At 71.6% G+C, this 20,603-nt stretch carries 17 protein-coding genes; 5 read left to right on the top strand and 12 right to left on the bottom strand.

The window, feature by feature from the left end; all coding sequences use genetic code 11:
* Positions 1–6: 6 nt before the first annotated feature.
* Both ASE01_RS12505 and lepA read right to left on the bottom strand, forming a co-directional pair.
* Positions 7–945: an aminoglycoside phosphotransferase family protein gene (locus ASE01_RS12505; protein WP_056751845.1), complete on the bottom strand. Its 939-nt coding sequence runs from the start codon at positions 943–945 to the stop codon at positions 7–9.
* Positions 945–2,816: a translation elongation factor 4 gene (gene lepA / locus ASE01_RS12500; protein WP_056751840.1), complete on the bottom strand. Its 1,872-nt coding sequence runs from the start codon at positions 2,814–2,816 to the stop codon at positions 945–947. Before lepA ends, ASE01_RS12505 begins: the two co-directional genes overlap by 1 nt.
* Positions 2,817–2,907: 91 nt before the next feature.
* On the opposite strand from lepA, the gene ASE01_RS12495 reads away from it, so the two are divergent.
* Complete coding sequence (locus ASE01_RS12495; protein WP_235535966.1) at positions 2,908–3,834, top strand: phosphotransferase family protein; 927 nt, start codon at positions 2,908–2,910, stop codon at positions 3,832–3,834.
* Positions 3,835–3,837: 3 nt separating this feature from the next.
* Here ASE01_RS12495 and ASE01_RS12490 read toward each other — a convergent pair whose 3' ends face one another.
* Positions 3,838–4,326 (bottom strand): hypothetical protein, encoded by a 489-nt coding sequence (locus ASE01_RS12490; RefSeq protein ID WP_157537299.1) that lies wholly within the window; start codon positions 4,324–4,326, stop codon positions 3,838–3,840.
* Positions 4,327–4,507: 181 nt separating this feature from the next.
* Here ASE01_RS12490 and rpsT point away from each other — a divergent pair, with 181 nt between their 5' ends.
* Entirely contained in the window at positions 4,508–4,768 is a 261-nt protein-coding gene (rpsT, locus tag ASE01_RS12485; protein ID WP_056751833.1) for a 30S ribosomal protein S20, read from the top strand.
* 93 nt (positions 4,769–4,861) lie between these two features.
* Here the strand turns inward: rpsT and holA are convergent, their stop codons facing one another.
* Together holA and ASE01_RS12475 are read right to left on the bottom strand one after the other, a co-directional pair.
* A complete protein-coding gene (gene holA, locus ASE01_RS12480) occupies positions 4,862–5,833 on the bottom strand; it encodes a DNA polymerase III subunit delta (protein ID WP_056751828.1) in 972 nt (323 codons plus the stop codon).
* A 28-nt stretch (positions 5,834–5,861) separates the two neighbouring features.
* Complete coding sequence (locus tag ASE01_RS12475; RefSeq protein WP_235535965.1) at positions 5,862–8,213, bottom strand: ComEC/Rec2 family competence protein; 2,352 nt, start codon at positions 8,211–8,213, stop codon at positions 5,862–5,864.
* Positions 8,214–8,238: 25 nt separating this feature from the next.
* Between ASE01_RS12475 and ASE01_RS12470 the strand changes: the two genes are divergently transcribed.
* Positions 8,239–9,270, top strand: a complete 1,032-nt coding sequence (locus ASE01_RS12470; RefSeq protein ID WP_162260290.1) for an HPP family protein — start codon at positions 8,239–8,241, stop codon at positions 9,268–9,270.
* Positions 9,271–9,274: 4 nt separating this feature from the next.
* On the opposite strand, the gene ASE01_RS24990 is transcribed toward ASE01_RS12470, so the two are convergent.
* The 4 genes from ASE01_RS24990 to ASE01_RS12450 all read right to left on the bottom strand — a co-directional run bounded on the left by ASE01_RS24990 (position 9,275) and on the right by ASE01_RS12450 (position 15,554).
* Positions 9,275–10,249: a helix-hairpin-helix domain-containing protein gene (locus ASE01_RS24990; RefSeq protein WP_082606033.1), complete on the bottom strand. Its 975-nt coding sequence runs from the start codon at positions 10,247–10,249 to the stop codon at positions 9,275–9,277.
* Positions 10,250–10,357: 108 nt separating this feature from the next.
* Entirely contained in the window at positions 10,358–11,221 is an 864-nt protein-coding gene (locus tag ASE01_RS12460) for a DegV family protein (RefSeq protein WP_235535964.1), read from the bottom strand.
* A gap of 22 nt (positions 11,222–11,243) precedes the next feature.
* Positions 11,244–13,742 carry a leucine--tRNA ligase gene (leuS, locus tag ASE01_RS12455; RefSeq protein ID WP_056751814.1) on the bottom strand — a complete coding sequence of 833 codons (2,499 nt, stop codon included), beginning with the start codon at positions 13,740–13,742 and terminating at the stop codon, positions 11,244–11,246.
* 30 nt (positions 13,743–13,772) lie between these two features.
* Positions 13,773–15,554 carry an ABC transporter ATP-binding protein gene (locus tag ASE01_RS12450; RefSeq protein WP_235535963.1) on the bottom strand — a complete coding sequence of 594 codons (1,782 nt, stop codon included), beginning with the start codon at positions 15,552–15,554 and terminating at the stop codon, positions 13,773–13,775.
* Between the two features lie 109 nt (positions 15,555–15,663).
* Here ASE01_RS12450 and ASE01_RS12445 point away from each other — a divergent pair, with 109 nt between their 5' ends.
* Positions 15,664–16,434 carry an SDR family NAD(P)-dependent oxidoreductase gene (locus ASE01_RS12445; protein ID WP_056751811.1) on the top strand — a complete coding sequence of 257 codons (771 nt, stop codon included), beginning with the start codon at positions 15,664–15,666 and terminating at the stop codon, positions 16,432–16,434.
* A 13-nt stretch (positions 16,435–16,447) separates the two neighbouring features.
* Here the strand turns inward: ASE01_RS12445 and ASE01_RS12440 are convergent, their stop codons facing one another.
* Positions 16,448–18,526, bottom strand: a complete 2,079-nt coding sequence (locus tag ASE01_RS12440; protein WP_056751807.1) for a PhoX family protein — start codon at positions 18,524–18,526, stop codon at positions 16,448–16,450.
* A gap of 110 nt (positions 18,527–18,636) precedes the next feature.
* Here ASE01_RS12440 and chrA point away from each other — a divergent pair, with 110 nt between their 5' ends.
* A complete protein-coding gene (chrA, locus tag ASE01_RS12435; RefSeq protein WP_056751804.1) occupies positions 18,637–19,815 on the top strand; it encodes a chromate efflux transporter in 1,179 nt (392 codons plus the stop codon).
* On the opposite strand, the gene ASE01_RS12430 is transcribed toward chrA, so the two are convergent.
* Together ASE01_RS12430 and ASE01_RS12425 are read right to left on the bottom strand one after the other, a co-directional pair.
* Positions 19,808–20,269, bottom strand: a complete 462-nt coding sequence (locus tag ASE01_RS12430) for a carboxymuconolactone decarboxylase family protein (protein WP_056751801.1) — start codon at positions 20,267–20,269, stop codon at positions 19,808–19,810. The two genes, chrA and ASE01_RS12430, sit on opposite strands and share 8 nt — an antisense overlap.
* Positions 20,266–20,574 carry a GNAT family N-acetyltransferase gene (locus ASE01_RS12425; RefSeq protein ID WP_056751798.1) on the bottom strand — a complete coding sequence of 103 codons (309 nt, stop codon included), beginning with the start codon at positions 20,572–20,574 and terminating at the stop codon, positions 20,266–20,268. Before ASE01_RS12425 ends, ASE01_RS12430 begins: the two co-directional genes overlap by 4 nt.
* Between the last annotated feature and the right edge of the window lie 29 nt (positions 20,575–20,603).

The raw sequence follows: 20,603 nt of genomic DNA, 5'->3' as shown, positions 1-20,603 counted from the left end.
AGTGTCCTAGTCCTGGACCGCTTTCGCGACCGAAATGCACGCGGTGACGTGATCCCGTTCGGCGGTGTCGAGGGCCCGGCCGGCACGAACGGCGTCCTCGTGCGCCCAGTGCGCGTTCAGCACCGAGCGCACGACCACCCAGTCCCTGGCCCGCGACTCGTCGAAGCCGGCCACGTCGACCAAGGTGTGGAACCGGCGCCGGATGCCGTCGCGCACCGAGCCCACGGCGCCGGGCGCGGCGTACTCCTCGAACCGGTTGCGGAGCATCGGCTCGAGCTCGTAGTGGGGGTCGCCGTTGGTCGGCTTCGGATCGATCGCGAGCCACACGTCCTCGCCGTCGCGTCGACCGCGCAGGACGTTGCCGTCGTGCAGGTCGGCGTGGATGACCGCGGTCGCGGGCTCGGCGCCGAGGTCCTCGGCCAGGGCCAGCGCCTGCTCCACCATCCGGCGCGGGACCGGCACCTCGCGCGCGTCGCGGCGCAGCGCCGCGGTCCACTGCTCGACGTACGACGCCTGCTGCCTCAGCTGCGGCAGCGGCGCGACGTGCAGGTCGGCGTACAGCCCCGCCACGACCTCGCAGGCCTCGACGTCCCAGACCTCGGCCAGGTCGGTGCGGTCGAGTCGCTCCAGGAGCAGGGCGCGGCGGCCGGGATCGGCACGCAGGAGCCGGGCCGCACCACGGCCGTGCCAGTGCTGGAGGGCGAGGTGCTCGTGCTCGGACTCCTGGTCCGGCAGCCCGATCTTGAGCGCTGCGGGCGCGCCCGTCGCCGTGGTCACCGGCAGGACGAGCGAGCAGAACCCGTGCCAGCTCCCGCCCTCGGGCGTGAGAGCCCAGTCGTCGAGGACGCCGTGGGCCAGGCCGGGCAATCGGTCGAGCCACGCCGCCCAGTCGGCGCCGAGGCGGCGCTGCTCGTCGAGCGCCGCGGGTACGACGACCGGGGGCACTACTTCTTCGGCTTGTCCCCGGCCGGACCGGAGGTCGCGAGCGCGGCGACGAAGGCCTCCTGGGGCACCTCGACCCGGCCGACCATCTTCATCCGCTTCTTACCTTCCTTCTGCTTCTCGAGCAGCTTGCGCTTGCGGGTGATGTCACCGCCGTAGCACTTGGCGAGCACGTCCTTGCGGATCGCGCGGATGTTCTCGCGGGCGATCACCCGGGCGCCGATGGCGGCCTGGATCGGCACCTCGAACTGCTGGCGCGGGATGAGGTCCTTGAGCTTGCCGGCCATCATCACGCCGTACGCGTAGGCCGCGTCCTTGTGGATGATCGCCGAGAAGGCGTCGACCGGCTCGCCCTGGAGCAGGATGTCGACCTTGACCAGGTCGGCGGCCTGGTCGCCCGAGCGCTCGTAGTCGAGCGAGGCGTAGCCCTTGGTGCGGCTCTTGAGCTGGTCGAAGAAGTCGAAGACGATGTCGCCCATCGGCATCGTGTAGCGCATCTCGACGCGGTCCGCGGAGAGGTAGTCCATCCCCTGCAGGTTGCCGCGCTTCTCCTGGCACAGCTCCATGATCGTGCCGATGTAGTCCGAGGGGCTGAGGATCGTCGCCCGGACGACCGGCTCGCGCACCTCGGCGACCTTGCCGTCGGGGTACTCGCTCGGGTTGGTCACCTCGAGGACCTTGCCGTCCTCCATGTGGACCTCGTAGACCACGTTGGGTGCGGTCGAGATCAGGTCGAGGTTGAACTCGCGCTCGAGGCGGTCCCGGGTGATCTCCATGTGGAGCAGGCCCAGGAAGCCGATGCGGAAGCCGAAGCCGAGCGCGCCGGAGGTCTCCGGCTCGTAGGTCAGGGCGGCGTCGTTCAGCTGGAGCTTCTCCAGGGCGTCGCGCAGCACGGGGTAGTCGTCGCCGTCGATCGGGTAGAGCCCGGCGTAGACCATCGGGTTCGGGTGCTCGTAGCCGCCGAGGGACTCGGTGGCGCCGTGGTGCTGGGAGGTGACGGTGTCGCCGACCCGCGACTGGCGCACGTCCTTCACGCCGGTGATGAGGTAGCCGACCTCGCCCACGCCGATCTCGCCGGTCCTCACCGGCTCGGGGCTGATCACACCGACCTCGAGCATCTCGTGCACGGCGTTGGTCGACATCATCTTGATCCGGTCGCGGTGGCTGAGCTTGCCGTCGACGACACGGACGTAGGTCACCACGCCGCGGTAGGTGTCGTAGACCGAGTCGAAGATGAGGGCGCGCGCCGGGGCGTTCGGGTCGCCGACCGGGGCGGGGGTCTGCTTGACGATCTCGTTGAGGACCTTCTCGACGCCGAGGCCGGTCTTGGCGCTCACGCGCAGGACGTCGCTGGGGTCGCAGCCGACGATGTTGGCCAGCTCCTCGGCGTACTTGTCCGGGTCGGCGCTGGGCAGGTCGATCTTGTTCAGCACGGGGATGATGTGGAGGTCGGCCCCCATGGCGAGGTAGAGGTTCGCCAGGGTCTGCGCCTCGATGCCCTGCGCTGCGTCGACCAGCAGGATCGCGGCCTCGCAGGCCTGCAGTGAGCGGGACACCTCGTAGGTGAAGTCGACGTGGCCCGGGGTGTCGATCATGTTGAGGACGTAGGCGCCGGGCTCGGCGCCCTCCTCGTTGTCGACCGGGACGGTCCAGGGCATCCGCACGGCCTGCGACTTGATCGTGATGCCGCGCTCGCGCTCGATGTCCATCCGGTCGAGGTACTGCGCGCGCGCAGCGCGGGCGTCGACGACTCCGGTCAGCTGCAGCATCCGGTCCGCGAGGGTCGACTTGCCGTGGTCGATGTGCGCGATGATGCAGAAGTTGCGGATGATCGCGGGGTCGGTGTGTCCCGGCTTCGGGGCGGAGGCTGCCATGGTCCCGCCATTGTCCCCAATGCCGGTCCCGATGGCGAAACCCGGATCCCACCGCGACCCCGGGCACGGACCGGTCCGCCATCATGGGGCCGTGCTCCCCACCCGGATCCCCCATGGACGGACCGCCCGCCGCGTCGAGTGGGCCCACCTGCCTCCCGGGGTACGCCGTGCGGTGGAGTCCCGCCTCGGATCCGCTGTCGAGGAGGCCGCGTCGCAGGGCGGCGGCTTCACCCCCGGCTTCGCATCGGTGCTGACCTGCGCGGACGGCACCCGCCACTTCGTGAAGGCGGCGTCGGTGAAGGCGCAGCGGATGTTCGCCGAGTCCTACCGCGAGGAGACACGCAAGCTCCGCCTCCTCCCGCCGGGCGTGCCGGCCCCGCGGCTGCTGTGGGCCGACGAGGTCGAGGAGTGGGTGCTGCTCGGCATCGAGTACGTCGAGGGGCGCGCCCCGCACCGGCCGTGGACCGCCGGGGACCTGGCCCTCTGCTCGGCGATGGCCGTGCAGATGGCCGACCTCCTCACGCCTGCACCCGGCGCCGCCCTGTCGACCGCGGTCGAGGAGTTCGCTGCCTGGCCCGCCCTGTGGCAGCAGATCGACCACCCGCGCGCCGCCGAGATCGGCGCCCTGGCCGATCGCTACGCCGAGGTGGTCGCCGGAGGCACCCTCGTGCACACCGACATCCGCGACGACAACATCCTGGTCCTCGACGAGGACCGGGCCGTCCTGTGCGACTGGAACTGGCCCGTGGTCGGCGCGGCCTGGCTGGACTCGCTGTTCCTGCTCATCGGGCCGCGCGGCGACGGGATCGACGTCGAGGCCCACATCGCCGCCCACCCCCTGCTCGCCTCGGTGCCGGCCGAGGACATCGACGTCGCCCTGGCCCTGGTCCTCGGCTACTTCACGGTGTCGGCCAACGAGCCCGTGCCGTCGACCTCACCGTGGGTCCGCGCCGCACAGGCCTGGCAGCGCGACGTCATCGACGACTGGCTGGCCGAGCGCCGCGGCTGGGAGAGCTGAGCGTCAGCTCCGACCGACGGCGGCCGGGTCGATCACGACGTAGAGCGGGTCGTCCGGGTGGACGTGCACGTCGATCACGGTGTCGGGAAGGATCCGCGGGACCGCGAGCTGGGACACCAGCTCGGTGATCTCGACCCGGTAGCTGTCACCGCTCTCGGGCAGGACCTCGAGCCCGAAGACGACGTACGGGTCCTGGTTGAGGTGTCCGCGCACCCGGGTGGAGACGATGCGCGCCGTCGTCCGCGTGCCGGCCTCCACGGCGCGCATCCGGTGCACCTTCCGGTCCCGGACCTGCTGCGCCTTGAGCACTGCGAAGACGGCCAGCCCGAGACCTCCCACCGCGAACGCCCAGGCGATGAGGCGGTTGTCCTCCCGGGTGGCGGCGAGGATCACCAGCACCCAGAAGGCAGTGCCGGGCAGGAACATGAGGGCTCCGAGCGGGAGCGGGGGACGCGACGGTGGGAGCGGTCGACGGGCAGGCGTGGGGGGCACGTGCGAACCCTAGTGACGATTTGGGGCGGTGTTCCACCACTGTTAGCCTTGCTGGTCGCGTCTCCTGCGTTGTCGCCTGCCCTCTGAAGTTGATCACAAGTCGATCAGACGGGCGCCGGCCGCACAGGGTTCGCGCTCCGGACCAGACCAGCATCCCAACGACACAAGAGGGCAATCACCCGTGGCGAACATCAAGAGCCAGATCAAGCGCAACAAGCAGAACGAGAAGGCGCACGAGCGCAACAAGGCCGTCAAGACCGGCCTCAAGACCGCGATCCGCAAGTTCCGCGAGGCCGCTGCGGCCGGCGACAAGGACGCGGCGACCGCGGCTGCCCGCGAGGCGACCAAGAAGCTCGACAAGGCGGCCTCCAAGGGCGTCATCCACAAGAACCAGGCTGCGAACCGCAAGTCCTCGATCTCGAAGCAGGCCGCCTCTCTCTGAGGCCCGCCGCTCTGGCTCCGGTCCGGAGCCATCACGTCAAAGGGAGTCCCCGTCGGGGACTCCCTTTCGTGATTTCGCCGTCTCGACGGTGCGTCAGCGCTGACGCAGGCCGGTGATGGTGAGCACCAGCCGTTCGAGGGCGTACGACGCGTCGCTGGCAGCGCCCTTCACGTCGGCGTCGGCCTGCGCAACGGCGCGGATGGCTCGAGCCAGGCCGGCATCGGTCCAGCCGCGGGACTGGTCGCGCAGGGAGCGGAGCTTCCACGGCGGGACCCCGACCTCGCGGGCCAGGTCCACGTCCCGCATCCCGCGGGGGGCACTGACCATCCGGGCCAGGCCGCGCGCGCTGCCGGCGAAGGCGGAGGTGATCAGGACGGCGGCGGTGCCGGCGTCCAGTGCCCACCGGAGCTCCTCGAGCGCGACCCGGTCGCGCCCGGCGAAGGCGGCGTCGGCGACGGCGAACGACTTGGCCTCGGCCCGGCCGCCGAAGTAGCGGCGGACCTGGGCCTCGCTGATCCGCTCACCGGGGAAGTCGTTGGTCAGCTGGTGGGCTGCGCCGGCGAGGGAGCGCAGGTCGCGACCGATCGCCTCGATGAGGACGTCGGCGGCCTCCCGGTCGATCGAGGCGCCGTAGCGGCGCACCTCGTTGGCCACGAAGCCGGGGAAGTCCGAGGGCTTGAGCTCCTCGGACCTGTGCTCGCTGACGGCACCGAGCTTGCGGAGCTTGGTGAGCACCCCGCTGCCCTTCTGGCCGCCGCCGTGCACGAGGACGAGGGCGACGTCCTCGACCGGGGAGGCGGCGTAGGCGAGCACGCCGTCGACCGACTCGTCGGGGAGGTTCTCCAGGCCACGGACCACCACGCAGCGCACGGCAGAGAACAGCGAGGGCGCCGACATCTCCCCCAGGCTGGCCAGGGTCAGGTCGGAGGCGTTGCCGTCGGAGAACTCCGACTCGGCGTCGTGGGCGCGGACCGCGGCCTTCACGTCCTCGACGGTGCGAGCCCCGAGGAACTCCTCCTTGCCGGTGACCAGGGTGACCCGTCCCAGCACGTCCTCCGCCCGCATGCGCCCACCTTCCCACACGGCTCCGACCTCACCGGCGGCTGGCGCCCCTGACCTGGCCGGCCTCGTCGACGACCACCGCGACGTCGCCTCCCGTGTCGGTCCTGAGGACCTCCGTGCCGGCGGCCGACAGGTGGTCGAGGACCTCGCCCGCCGGGTGACCGTAGTCGTTGTCGGCGCCCACGGACACCAGCGCGAGCTCCGGGCTCAGCGAGGCCAGCCAGCGTTCGTCCTGGTGGGCACTGCCGTGGTGCGGCACCTTGAGCACGTCGATGTCCAGCCCTGCCAGCGTCCGGGCCAGCTCGGCCTGACCGGGCGGTTCGACGTCCCCGGTCAGCAACATCCGGATGCCTCGGACCTCCACCAGCAGCACCACGCTCGCGTCGTTGGCCGAGCTGCCGTCACCTGCCCCGGGCACCGGCTCGGCGAGGGCCGGGTGCACGACCTGGACCACGGCGTCGCCGTACCTCCGGGTGAGGCCGAAGCTCGCCGTCCGCACGTCGACGCCCGCTGCGGCTGCGCTGCGGCGCACCTGCTCCGCACCGGAGGGCGGATCGAGCACGGGCGAGGTCTCGATCGCCGCGACCCGCCGTCCCTGCAGCACTCCGTCGAGCCCGTCGACGTGATCGGCGTGGAAGTGGGTGAGCACCACGAGCGGGAGCTCGCGCACGTCGAGCCGGTCCAGGCATCCGTCGACGGCGGACGCGTCCGGTCCGGCGTCGACGACGACCGCTGCTCCTGGTCCGACCCTGAGCACCAGCGCATCGCCCTGTCCCACGTCGCACGCCACGAGCACCCACCCCTCGGGCGGCCAGCCCCCAGAGGGGATCGACCCCAGCCGGCCCGGGACACCCAGCACCACGAGCAGCAGGAGAGCCCCGAGCGAGCAGGCCAGCGTGCGACTGCGCAGCAGCCTCGGCAGGATCAGTCCGAGGGCCATGCAGACCACGACGAGCAGGACGATCGCACCGGGACCCGTGCCCCACGCCAGGCTCGCTCCGGGCAGGACCGCGCCGCGCTGCGCGACCTCGATGATCCCCGCGACGCACCACGCGGCGCCGGTGCCGACCACCGTGCCGAGGGTGGGCAGGACCAGCCCCACCAGGCCCGCGAGCAGGCCCAGGACCGTGGTCGGCCCGACGAGCGGACCGGCGAGCAGGTTGGCCACGATCGCGACCAGGCTCACCTGACCGGACAGCACGGCGACGACGGGCGTGCACGCCAGCTGGGCCGCGGTCGGCACGGCCACCGCCTCCGCGAGTCCAGGCGGCAGCCACCGGGCGAGAGCACCGGAGAGCGGCGGCCCCAGCAGCACGATGCCCCCGGTCGCCAGCACGGACAGCGCGAAGCCGGCCGAGGTCGCCAGGTCCGGTTGCACCAGCATCAACGCCACGAGGGCCACCCCCAGGGCCCGGAGCCCGCGTCGGCGGCCATCGGGGCCGAACGCGAAGAGGCCGACCGCCCCCATCGCCGCCGCGCGCAGCACGCTCGGTTCCGTCCGGGCCAGCAGCACGAACCCGACGATCCCCAGGATCCCGACGAGCACGAGCCACCGACCGCGGACCCCGATCAGGCGCGCCAGGAGCAGGAGGGCGCCGACGACCAGGGTGAGGTTCGTCCCGCTGACCGCAGTGAGGTGCGTCAGACCCGTGGTCCTGAAGTCCGCCTCGAGGTCGGCCGGCAGGCCCGCGTCGTCGCCGTCGACGAGTGCCGGCACCAGGCCCGCCTGCTCCGCCGGCCGGTGGGCGACCGCGTCGCGGATCGAGGCCCGCAACGCGCCCGCCGCCCGCCACCAGACGTCCGGGCTGCGGATCCGGACCGGCGCCCGGCCGGTCGTCAGGAGGGCCGCGACGTCGGGACTGTCCGAGGGCGCCAGACGTCCCTCGGCCACGACCCGCTCCCCCAGCGCGACCCCTGTCCACGCCGGATCACCCAGGACGACGACCGTCGCTCCGAGGTCGAGGTGTCGGCCCCGGGCGGAGACCCGCTCCACCCGGAGGCGTACGACGACGTGGTCACCCCACTGCCCCTCGACACGTCGCGGGTCGGACACCACCGTGGCGAGGAGGTCGGCGGTGGCCCGCTGCGCCGCCCACTCGTGCAAGGGACTCGCCCGGACGGCGTCGTGGCGCAGCAGGGAGCCGCAGAGGACGGCGGCCGCCATCACCAGCAGTGCCAGCAGGAGGGAGCGGCGGGGGTCGGCAGGCCGGGAGCGAGCCCGCCACCGGGCGCACCCCAGGCCGACGATGACGGCGAGGACGCCGCCGAGCGCCCACCCCGCACGCTCCCCCGCCCGGTCGGCGAGGATGCCGCCGCCCCAGGCCGCGAGGCCGAGCGCCGGCATCCGCAGGTCGTGGCGCGCCACGGGGTCGGACTCAGCCACGCGCCGCACCCCTAGGGTGGCCGTCGTGACCCGCTACGCCCCCTCCGAGCTGGCCCGCGGCGCTCTCGGCGCACTCATCGGCATCGCGGTGGCCGGCGCCGCGGCGCGTGCCGTGCCCGGCGGCCCAGAGATGCTGCCCTTCATCGTGGCGCCCATGGGCGCGTGCGCGGTGCTGTTGTTCGCGGTGCCGGCCAGTCCACTCGCCCAGCCATGGCCCGTCCTGGGCGGCAACCTCATCTCGACCGCGATCGGCCTCGGCGCCCACTGGGTGTTCGACGACGTCCTGCTCGCCGCCGCGGTCGGCGTGGGCGCCGCGATCGGCGCGATGATGCTGCTCGGCTGCCTGCACCCACCCGGAGGCGCATGTGCGTTGCTCGCCGCCACCGCCACGCCGGACATCCACGACCAGGGAGCCCTGTTCGTGCTGGCTCCGGTCGGCGTCAACGTGGTGGCCCTCCTCGTCGTCGCGGTCGTGGTCAACAACCTCACCGGTCGGCGCTACCCGCACCGGCCGGCCCCTGCGGCGACCGCGAGCGCCGCCAGCGAGCTCGGCATCACGACCCCGGACGTCGAGCGGGCCATGACACGCCTCGCCGACCGTCTCGACGTGCTCCCCGCCGACATCGTCGCGATCGTCCGCGACGCGGAGACGCACGCGCTGGACCGTCGACTCGGGTCGATCCCGGTCGAGCGGATCATGAACCGGGACGTGGTGGTGGCGCACCCGTTCGAGTCGATCTACCGCGCCCGGATGCTCCTCGTCCAGCGCCAGGTGAAGACCCTGCCGGTGGTCGACGCCGAGCGACGGGTGGTCGGGGTGGTGTCGATCATCGACCTCTTCACCCGCGACCTGGTCGAGCTGGAGACACTCGACTCGATCATGCGGACCGACGTGACGACGATCGCTGCCGACACCCCGGTGGCGGACCTCGTGCCGATGATGACCTCCGAGGGCTACAAGAACGTGCCGGTGGTCGATGACGACGGTCGGCTGGTCGGCATGATCACGCGGGGTGAGCTGATCGCCGTGCTCCACCGGTCGCTCCTCGGATCCTGACCCCTCAGACCGTGACCAGGGGCGCGAGCCGGGCCAGGGACTTCTCACCGATGCCGTCGACCTCGAGCAGCTCGTCGATGCTCGTGAACCCGCCACGCTGGTCGCGCCACGAGATGATCGACTGCGCGGTGACCGGACCGACCTGAGGCAGGGACTCGAGCTCGGCCTGGGTGGCGAGGTTGAGGTTCACCAGCGCTCCGGGGACACCCGTTGGGGCGCCCGCGCCGGGACTCCCGGCCGCAGCAGCGGCGCCCGACGCACCGACGAGGATCTGCTCGCCGTCGACCAGCACCCGTGCGAGGTTGAGCGAGGTCAGGTCGACTCCTCGACGAGGCCCGCCGGCGGCCTCGAGCGCGTCGGTCACCCGCGCTCCCCGGGCCAGGACCACGATGCCCGGTCGACGCACCTTGCCGGCCACGTCGACGGTGACCTCCTCGCTGACCGCCGCGGCCCCCGAGGGCGCGCTCGACGCCGTGGCACCCACCGGGACCAGCGGCTCGCCGGCGATGGTCTCGCCGATCACCGGCGCCCCCGCCGCCGAGGGCGCCGGGTCGTCGCGGACCACCCACCAGGCCGTCACGGCCAGGCCGACGGCCACGGCGAGCGCGACGACCGCGATGTGCGCCGGCGACAGGACCGGGAGCCGGTCCCTGACCGCGCCGAGGCGGTCCGTGACCGGCGCTGCCCGGCGCCGGGCGGCGTGGCGCCCCGGGGCGCGCACCGCCGTCGGGGACACCGCCGTCGGGGACACCGCAATCGGGGGCTCCGCCTCGGGCAAGGGCGGGATCGCGGCCGCCACCGCCGTGATGCGGGTGTGGTCGTCCCACCAGGGGGCGAGCGTGTGGTCCAGCACCTGATCGTCCCCCCGACGAGGAGGCGGCGGACCCGCCCCGATGTCGGCGGCGAGCGCGGCAAGGCGTCGGGCAGCGATGTCGGAGCGGATCTCGTCGGTCCGCTCACCGTCACGTCGAAGAGACATGACCGCACCGTAGGCAGCGGGCGCCGCGACGCGCACCGCTCGCGGCGGCGCCTGTGGACAACGCACCGGACGACGGTCCCTGTGGACGGGAACCGGTCGGTGGACCGATCAGACGGGGCTGTCCGGGACCGGAGCGACGCAGATCGCGAGCATGCCGGGTCCGACGTGCGCCCCCAGGACGCCGCCGAGCTCGAGGCAGCGCACCGGGCTCCCGTCGCGCCCGGGGACGACCTGCTCCCCCAGCCGGTCGGCGAGCCGCTCGGCCATCTGGAGAGCCCGCTCCTCGGCGGCGAGGTGGGCGACACAGACCTCGACCTGCTGCTCCCCCGCGGCCTCGACCGCCATCGCCTCCAGCTGCGCGATCGCCTTGGCGGCGGTGCGCACCTTCGCCTGCGGGACGATGAGGCCCTCGACGATGCCGAGCAGCGGCTTGACCGCCAGCACGCCACCGAACACGGCGGCAGCGGCACCGACCCGACCACCGCGGCGGAGGTACTCGAGGGTGTTGACGTAGAACAGGGACGTCGCGGTGGCGGCACGTGCTCGGGCAGCTGTGGCCGCCTCGGCCGTCGTCCCACCACCGGCGAGCACCGCGGCGGCCGACTCGACGGCGTACCCGGTCGCCACCCCCACCTGCCGGGTGTCCACACAGGTCACCGGGACGGGGGCGTTGCGGGAGGCGACCAGCGCTGACTCGAAGGTGCCGCTGACCTCGGCCGACAGGTGCACCGACAGGATCTCGGTGGCCCCTTCGGTCGCGAGCCGCTCGTAGAGCTCGGCGAACACCGCCGGGGCGGGTCGGGACGTGCTGACCGCACGCTTCTCGCGCAGTGCCTCCGCGACCTTCTCCGGCGTCGCGGCCGCGCTCCCCTCGTCGTACACCTCGTCGTCGATGACGACCTGGAGGGGCACGACGGTGACACCGCATGCCGACTCGGCGCCCGCCTGGAGGTGCGCGGTCGAGTCGGTCACGAGTGCAACGGAGCCCACGGCGTCACACCACGATGTTGACGAGCTTGGGCGCACGGACGACGACCTTGCGGACCTCACGGCCCTCGAGTGCCTTGATCACCGCGGGGTCGGCCAGGGCCGCCGCCTCGAGGTCCGCCTCGCTGATGTCGGGCGACACCTCGAGCCGGCCACGCACCTTGCCCTGGATCTGCACGACGGCCGTGACCGCTTCGTCCACCAGCAGCGCGGGCTCGACCGTGGGCCAGGACGCCTGGGCGACACTCGGCTGGTGGCCGAGGCGCTCCCACATCTCCTCGGCGGTGTACGGCGCCACCATCGACAGCAGGATCGCGACGACCTCGGCAGCCTCGCGGACAGCAGGGTCGGCCGGGCCGGCACCGGAGTCGATCGCCTTGCGGGTGGCGTTGACGAGCTCCATGGTGCGGGCGACGACGACGTTGAAGCGGTAGGAGTCCAGCAGCTGGGCCGCCTCGTTCACCGTCTTGTGGGTGACCTTGCGCAGTGCCACGTCACCGCCGGACGGGTCGGTGCCGGCAGCGGACGTCACGTCGCCCGACAGCCGCCAGGCCCGCTGCAGGAAGCGCGCCGCACCGGCCGGCGACACGTCGGCCCAGTCGATGTTGTCCTCGGGCGGGCTCGCGAACACCAGCGTCAGCCGGATCGCGTCGACGCCGAACTCCTCGAGCTTCTCGCCCAGGTTGACACCGTTGCCGAGGGACTTGCTCATCTTGCGGCCGTTGTTGATGACCTTGCCCTGCGAGAGGTACGACGAGAACGGCTCGTCCCAGTCGATCAGGCCGAGGTCGCGCAGGACCTTGGTGAAGAAGCGGGCGTAGAGCAGGTGCAGGACGGCATGCTCGTCGCCACCGATGTAGAGGTCGATGGGCCCCCACGCCTTCGCCAGCTCCGGGTCGAAGGCCTGGGTGGCGTCGTGCGAGGAGAGGTAGCGGAAGAAGTACCAGGACGAGTCGACGAACGTGTCCATCGTGTCGGTGTCGCGCTCGGCGGGGCCGCCGCAGGTGGGGCAGCTGACCTCGACCCACTCGCGGGCCGCTCCCAGCGGAGAGCTGCCCTTCGGCTTCAGGTCGGCGCCGCGCAGCTCCGGCAGCTCGACGGGCAGCTGGTCCTCCGGCACCGGGACCTCGCCGTCGACCGGGCAGTGGATGATCGGGATGGGCGCACCCCAGTAGCGCTGGCGCGACAGCAGCCAGTCCCGGAGGCGGAAGTTGACGGTGCCGGAGCCCTGGTTGTCGGCCTCGAGCAGCGCGATGACGTGACGGATGCCCTCGACCTTGTCGCTCAGGCCGTCGAGCGGACCCGAGTTGACGTAGGCGCCGTTGCCGGTGGTCGCGACGCCGGACTCCTCGGGGTTCTCCTCGCCGGTGTCCACCACGCGCCGGACCGGGAGGTCCATCGCGCGGGCGAAGTCGAGGTCGCGCTGGTCGTGAGCGGGCACGGCCATGATCGCGCCGGTGCCGTAGTCGGCCAGCACGTAGTCGCTCGCCCAGACCGGGACCTGCTCCCCGCTGACCGGGTTCGTCGCATGGACGCCCAGGAACACACCCGTCTTCGGGCGGTCCGTGGCCAGGCGGTCGATGTCGGAGGCCTTGCGTACGTCGGTCTGGTACTCCTCGAGCGCAGCGCGCTGCTCCTCCGACACCAGCTCGGTCGCCAGCTTGGCATCCGCGGCCACCACCATGAAGGTCGCGCCCCAGAGCGTGTCGGGCCGCGTCGTGAAGACGGTGAGCGGCTCGTGGCCCTCGACCGCGAAGCTCACGTGGGCACCCTCGGAGCGACCGATCCAGTTGCGCTGCGCGTTGACGACCTTGTCGATCCACGTGGGCTGCAGGTCGTCCAGGCAGTCGAGGAGCTCCTGGGCGTACTGCGTGGTCTTGAAGTACCACTGGGTCAGCTCGCGCTTGGTGACCTCCGCGCCGCACCGCTCACAGGTGCCGTCGGCCAGCACCTGCTCGTTGGCCAGCACGGTCTGGTCGTTGGGGCACCAGTTGACCGGCGAGTTCTTGCGGTAGGCCAGGCCCTGCTCGCGGAACTTCAGGAACAGCCACTGGGTCCACCTGTAGTACTCGGGGTCCGAGGTGTGCAGGCGACGCGACCAGTCGAAGCTGACGCCGTACCTCTTCATCGAGGCGTACTGCGTCTCGATGTTGGCATAGGTGTACGTCGCCGGGTGCTCGTCGTTGCGGATGGCGGCGTTCTCCGCGGGCAGGCCGAAGGAGTCCCAGCCCATCGGGTTGAGCACCTCGTGGCCCCGCAGTCGCCAGTAGCGCGAGATCACGTCGTGGATCGCGAAGACCTCGGCGTGACCCATGTGGAGGTCGCCGCTGGGGTAGGGGAACATCGTCAGCGCATAGCGCTTCTCACGCTCTCCGCTGCGGACGACCTCGTCGCGCGCACGGAAGGGATCGAGCTCCTCCCAGACCGGAAGCCACTTCTCCTCCACGGCGTGGACGTCGTAGTGGACCTCTGGACTCGAGGGGGAGGGCGCAACCGTTTCACTCACGGCGAAAGGATAGTCGCCACGGGAGTGGGATCAGGCCACGGCCTCACCGGTCTGGACTCGCCACAGCGCGGCGTACGCGCCGTCGAGAGCGACCAGTTCGTCGTGGGTCCCCGCCTCGGCCACGCGACCGGCGTCGAGCACCCAGATCCGGTGCGCGTGACGGACCGTCGAGAGCCGGTGCGCCACCACCAGGGTCGTGCACCTCTCGCCGGCCCGGCGCAGTGAGGTCTGGATGGCCGCCTCGGTCTCGTTGTCGACGGCGCTGGTCGCCTCGTCGAGCACGAGGAGGGCCGGGTCGCGCAGCAGCGCGCGGGCGAGCGCGATCCGCTGGCGCTGGCCGCCGGACAGGTTGATGCCGCGCTCCCCCACCCAGGTCTCGTAGCCGTTCTCGAGTCCTTCGATGAAGTCCGCGACGGCCGCTGCCTCGGCGGCGGCGCAGATGTCCTCGCGGCTGGCACCGGGGCGGCCGTAGGCGATGTTGTCGGCGAGCGTGCCGGCGAACAGGTAGACGTCCTGCGCGACGTAGCCCATCGAGCCCCGCAGCGAGTCCCAGTCGAGCTCGCGGATGTCGGTGCCGTCGAGGAGCACCTCGCCCGAGCGCGGGTCGTCGAAGCGCAGCACCAGCCGCAGCAGGGTGGACTTGCCGGCGCCGGTCGAACCGACGATGGCATGGGTCTCCCCTGCCGGGATGACGAGGTCGAGCCCGTGCAGGACGTCCGGCCCGTCGGCGTACCCGGCCCGGACGTCGCGGAGCTCGATCCGTCCGCCGACCGGTCCGACGAGTTTCTCGGTGCCCGCGGGTACGTCGACCGGCTCGGCCAGCAGCGCCAGGATCCGCGTCGTCGAGGCCCGGCCCCGCTGGTAGAGGTCGAGGACCTCGGCGACCGCGGTCAGCGGCCACAGCAGCCGCTGGGTCATGAAGACCAGCACCGAGTAGAGGCCCAGCTCGAGCTCGCCGTCGAGGGTCTTCCAGCCGCCGAGCAGGAGGGTGCAGGTGAAGCCGGCGAGGATCGCCATCCGCACCAGGGGAACGAAGGCGGCCGAGGACCGGATCGCGATGACGTTGGCCTCGCGGTAGGCCGTCGACACCGCGGCGATCCGGTCCCGCTCACGGTCCTCGGCGTTGAAGGCCTTGATGGTCGCGATGCCACCGAGGTTGGCGCTGAGCGCGCCGGACAGGTCGGCGACCGCCTCGCGGACGCGGTCGTAGAGCGGCTCCAGGCGACGCTGGAACAGCAGTGAGCCGACCACGATGATCGGGATCGGGAGGAAGGCGTAGACCGTCAGCTCCCACGACGCGGCCGCGAAGACGGCGCCGACGAGCACGATGTTGAGGAAGGTCTGCAGGATCGCCGGCAAGCCCTCGTCGAGCATCCGCTCGAGCTGGTTGACGTCGTCGTTGAGGGTGGCGAGCGTGGTGCCCTGCGCCCGCGACTCGTGCCAGCCCAGGTGCAGGTGCTGGGCGTGGTCGTAGGCCTCGACCCGCAGGTCGTGCTCGATGCCCTGGGCCAGTCCGCGCCACAGGACGTCGGCGGCGTACTCCGTGACCGACTCGATGATCCACACGACCAGGTTGATCGCCGCGAGCCAGCCCAGCTGGGCGTAGCGCGACTCGACGCCGAGGACGTCACCGACGAACGAGTCCGCGCCGCGGACCACGACGTCGACGGCGGCACCGATGAGGAGCTCCGGCACCACGTCGGCGATCTTGTTGATCGTGGACATCACCACGGCCAGCGCGAACCGGCCACGGAATCGGCGGTAGCGCTCCCACAGGGCCCCGAGGGGAGCCCCCTGGGTCCGTTCGATCACGGCGTCCACGGTGTTCCTCTCGACGACTCCACAACTTAGGTGAACCTTACGGCGCCCGCCAGCCGAGCGATCGTTCGGGTGAGCCTCCGGCCTCCGCTACCGTGCAGCCATGACTGCGACCGACCTCCCCTCGATGTTCAGCCTCGACGGCAAGGTCGCCGTCGTCACCGGCGCCAGCTCCGGGCTCGGCGTCGACTTCGCCAAGGCCCTCGCCGAAGCAGGCGCCGACGTGGCCCTCGGTGCCCGACGCGTCGACCGCCTCGCCGACACCGCCGCGCTGGTCGAGGCCGCCGGTCGCCGCTCCCTCTCGGTCCAGACCGACGTGGCCGACCCGGCGTCCTGCCAGGCGCTCGTCGACGCCGCGATGGCCGAGTTCGGCCGCGTCGACATCCTGGTGAACAACGCCGGCGTCGGCACCGCCGTACCCGCGACGCGAGAGACGCCCGAGCAGTTCACCCAGGTCATCGACATCAACCTCAACGGCAGCTACTGGATGGCCCAGTCCTGCGGCCGCGTGATGCAGCCCGGCTCCAGCATCATCAACATCTCCTCGGTCCTCGGCCTCACCACCGCCGGGCTCCCCCAGGCGGCGTACGCCGCGTCCAAGGCCGGCATCATCGGGCTCACCCGCGACCTGGCCCAGCAGTGGACCGGTCGCAAGGGCATCCGGGTCAACGCGATCGCTCCCGGCTTCTTCACCTCCGAGATGACCGACAGCTACCCCCCGGGCTACCTCGAGACCCAGCAGCAGCGGATCCCCGCCGGACGCAAGGGCGACCCGCGCGAGCTGGCCGCGACCGTGGTGTTCCTCGCGTCCGACGCGGCCGGCTACATCACCGGCCAGACCCTTGCCGTCGACGGTGGCATGACCATCGCCTGAGAGCGTCCCGGCCTCAGCGGTCGAGGTAGGCAACCACCACGGCCGGGCGCGGGAAGTTGTCGGTGTGCGGCCAGGTGCTCGCCGGCGCCTCGAAGGTCGCGCCGGAGATCTCACCCGGGTGCTGCACGGCGACGAACAGCGAGCGGTCACCGTCGGTGATCAGCGGACCGCAGGCCTCGGCACCCTTGGGGACCGTGCAGAACTGCTGCACCTGACCACGGTTCGGCCCCGAGACAGGCACCCGGAAGACACCGTCGTTGCTGCCCAGGACGTTGCCGTCGGTGGAGATCCACAGGTTGCCGCGGCTGTCGAAGGCGACGTTGTCCGGGCAGCTGATCGGGCTGACCTTGGACTTGTCGAAGCCACCGAAGTACGACTCCGGAGCGGCCGGGTCGCCACACACCAGGAAGAGGTTCCAGGTGAAGGAGCTGGTCGAGTGCACACCCTTGTCGGGTGAGAGCTCGAGCACGTAGCCGTTGCGGTTGCCGGACGCGTCGGTCAGTGGCGCACCCAGGCTGGCGCGCACCTTCGACGTCGTGACGGGGTTCGCCTCGTCGGCGGGCATCGCCGGCTTGCCGCGATCGGAGTTGTTCGTGAGGGCGGCGTACACCTTGCCGTTGACGGGGTTCGGCTCGACGTCCTCGGGCCGGTCCATCTTCGTGGGGCCGAGCTTGTCGGCGGCGAGCCGGGTGAAGATCAGGACGTCGGCGACCGACATGCCGGGCACGAACGACTGCTTGTCGGTGCACAGGCGCATCCAGCGGCCGGTGCCGTCGAACTTGCCGTCGGCGTCCCCGTCGCCGGTCAGCTTCGCGACGTACAAGGTGCCCTTGGTCAGCAGGGTCATGTTGTGGCGCTTGGCCTTGGCGGTCTTCGCCTTGTCCATCCGCTCGGCCGACACGAACTTGTAGAGGTAGTCACCCCGCTCGTCGTCCCCCATGTAGGCGACGGCGTAGCCACTCCTGGTCAGAGCGATGTTCGCGCCCTCGTGCTTGAAGCGGCCCAGCATCGTGTGCTTCGCGGGCGTCGAACGCGCGTCGTACGGGTCGACCTCGACGACCCAGCCGAAGCGGTGCGGCTCGTGCGGCTCCTGCGAGAGGTCGAAGCGGGAGTCGACCGTGCCCCAGCCGCGGCCCGCACCCGTGATGCCGTAGCGGGCGTACTCGGTGGCGAAGGCCGGGTCGAGACCCGCGCCGGCGTCGAAGTACTGGTTGAAGTTCTCCTCGCCGGAGAGGACCGTGCCCCACGGCGTGGTGCCGCCGGCGCAGTTGTTGAGCGTGCCGAGCACCTTCTTGCCGGTCGGGTCGGCCGAGGTCCGCAGGCGCGCGTCGCCGGCAGCCGGTCCCGTCATCCGGAACGCCGTCCTGATGTGGATGCGTCGGTTCTCCTTGCACGTCTTCAGGTTGCCGACCTGGCGCCAGGAGCCCGGTGTGGTGCCGCGCACGATCTTGACGACCGACATGCCGTGGTTGGTCATCGAGATCCGCTTGATCTCGTCGTCGCTGTAGACGCCGGCAGGGAACATGTGCGGCTCGGTCGTGTACTCGTGGTTCACCACGAGGAGCGAGGTGGACCGGGTCAGCGGCAGCACCCCGACGTAGTCGCAGTTGAAGCCGAACTGCTTCTCGGCCGCTGCGACCGACTGCTCGGCCGGGTCGAAGTCGGGGGCGCCGAGGACGACGGGGTCGCCCCACTTCATCACGACGCTCGTGCGGTAGCCGGTCGGCACCGTGAAGGCGTCGCGCTTGTTCGGCGTCACCGGACGGAACCGGTGCGTGCCCAGCGGGCCCGCCGCAGCAGCGGCGCGACTCACGCCGGTCGTGGTCGCGGCGGCGGCCAGGCTCCCGGTCCCGACGACCGATCCCACGAGCACGGCACCGGCTCCGGCGGCCCCACCGCGGAGGACGGCACGTCGCGCGACGGCCTTGGTGATCTCGTCACGGATGTGCGGGTGGTCGGTCGGGTTGGGCTCCGGCTGGTCGCAGGCGTTGCCACAGCGGAAGAAGCAGGTCACGTGGGAGCGCGAACCGTGCCGGTTGCCTTCGGGGACGAGGGCGATCAACGGGCGGTTCTCGGGGCGCACAGCGGTCATGCGGCCAGACGACCAGCATTCGGTGAATCGCAGTCCCACCGCAGGTTGCGAGCAGATGAAGCGACGAAGGCCCCTCATCGATGGCCCTCCCCGACCGGCATGATGACGCCATGGAGCCACCGCCGCCGGCATCGACCAGCGAGTCGACCGGCGGGTCGACCAGCGGGTCGGCACGTGAGGTCGCACTGGTCTTCCTGCGTCTCGGGACGATCGCCTTCGGCGGTCCGGCCGCCCACACCGCGATGATGCGCGAGGAGCTCGTGCGCCGCCGCGCATGGGTGAGCGACCGACGCTTCGCGGACCTGATGGGCGCCACGAACCTCATCCCCGGGCCGAACTCGACCGAGCTCGCGATCCACCTCGGCCACGAGCGCGCGGGGTGGCGTGGGCTCCTGCTGGCCGGGCTCGCCTTCATCCTCCCGGCCGCGCTGATGGTGACCGGCCTCGCCTGGGCCTACGTCGAGCACGGCGACACCCCCGCCATCGAGGGCATCCTGTACGGCGTCGTGCCGGTCGTCGTCGCGATCATCGCCTGGGCACTGTTCGGCCTGGGCCGCACGGTCCTGGACTCGCCGTGGCTGGTCGTCCTCGCGGTCCTCGCCCTGACGGCGTACCTGCTCGGGGTCAACGAGCTCGTCGTGCTCTTCGGCGGGGCCGCGATCGCCGCGCTGGCCCGCGGGATCGATTCACTGTCCGGAACCGACCGACACCACCTGCTCGGGTGGCCGCTGCTCGCCGGGGCACCCGTCTTCGCCGATCCCACCGGCAACCAGCTGGCCCAGCTGTTCTGGACGATGCTCAAGATCGGCGCGGTGCTCTACGGAGGCGGCTACGTCATCCTGGCGTTCCTGGAGGGTGACTTCGTCGACCGGCTCGGGTGGGTCACGCGGGAGCAGGTGCTGGACGCGGTCTCGATGGGTCAGGTCACCCCCGGTCCGGTCTTCACGACCGCGACCTTCCTCGGCTACGTGGTCGCCGGGTTCCCCGGCGCCTTCCTCGCGACCGTGGCGATCTTCCTGCCGTCGTTCGTGTTCGTGAGCCTGCTGACCCGGCTCACCGACTGGCTCCGCTCACGCTCGCTGACCTCGGCGCTGCTGGACGGCGTGAACGCCACCGCTCTCGCACTGATGGCCGGGGTCTCGCTCCAGCTGGGCCGATCGGGCCTGGTCGACCTGACCACGATCGGCCTCGCCGCCGCCACGTTGGTGCTGCTGTGGCGCACGAAGCTCAACAGCGCCTGGTTCATCGGCGGCGGTGCGCTCGTGGGCGTCCTCGCCGGTGTCACCTGACCGGGTGGTGGCTCGTGATCGAGATCCGGTTGAAGGCATTCATGGTGATCGCGATCCATGCGACGGCGGCGTGGGCCTCGTCCCCGAGCACGGCGCGCGCCTCGTCCTCGGCGTAGCGCCGCTCGTCCGGCTCGGGCAGCCGGGTGATCGACTCGGCCAGCTGCAGTGCGGCGCGTTCGTGCTCGGCGAAGAGTGCCGTCTCGGCCCAGGCCGGGAGCACGGCGATCCGTCGTTCCGACTCCCCTGCCTCGATCGCGAGGCGGTGGTGGAGGTCCAGGCAGTAGGCGCAGCCGTTGATCTGCGAGATCCGCAGGTTGAGCAGCTCGACGAGACGGCGCTCGATCCCGGCGTCCTCCGCGGCCGCCCCCGCCTGCTCGGCGAGCGCGACGGCAGCCTTGTACGCCGCGGGGCGGGCCTTGTCGAGGTAGACCTCGCGCCGACCTGGGCCGCTCACGTCACCGGGTCGGTGATGTCGTCGTACTCGTTGTGCTTGGTGATCCACCGCGCGACGTACGGGCAGTGGGCGATGATCCGCTTGCCCTGGGCCCGGACGTCGGCCAGGGCGAACTCCACGACACCGCCGGCGAGACCCTGGCCGGCGTACTTGTCGTCGACCTCGGTGTGGACGAAGTCCACGTGGACGTCGTCCGGCAGCCGGTACTGCGTGAAGCCCGCGAGCTCCGCACCGTCACGGATCTCGTAGCGGCGCTGCTCGGGCGCGTGGACGTAGGTGATGGCGTTACCGCCTGCGTCGGTCATGACGCCATCCTGCCGCACGCACGAAGAGG

This window comes from Nocardioides sp. Root190 (assembly GCF_001428565.1).
In the GTDB taxonomy this organism is placed as follows: Bacteria; Actinomycetota; Actinomycetes; order Propionibacteriales; family Nocardioidaceae; genus Nocardioides.
The sequence above is the reverse complement of the archived record's forward strand: the minus strand, read 5'-3'. Positions and strand labels throughout refer to the sequence as shown.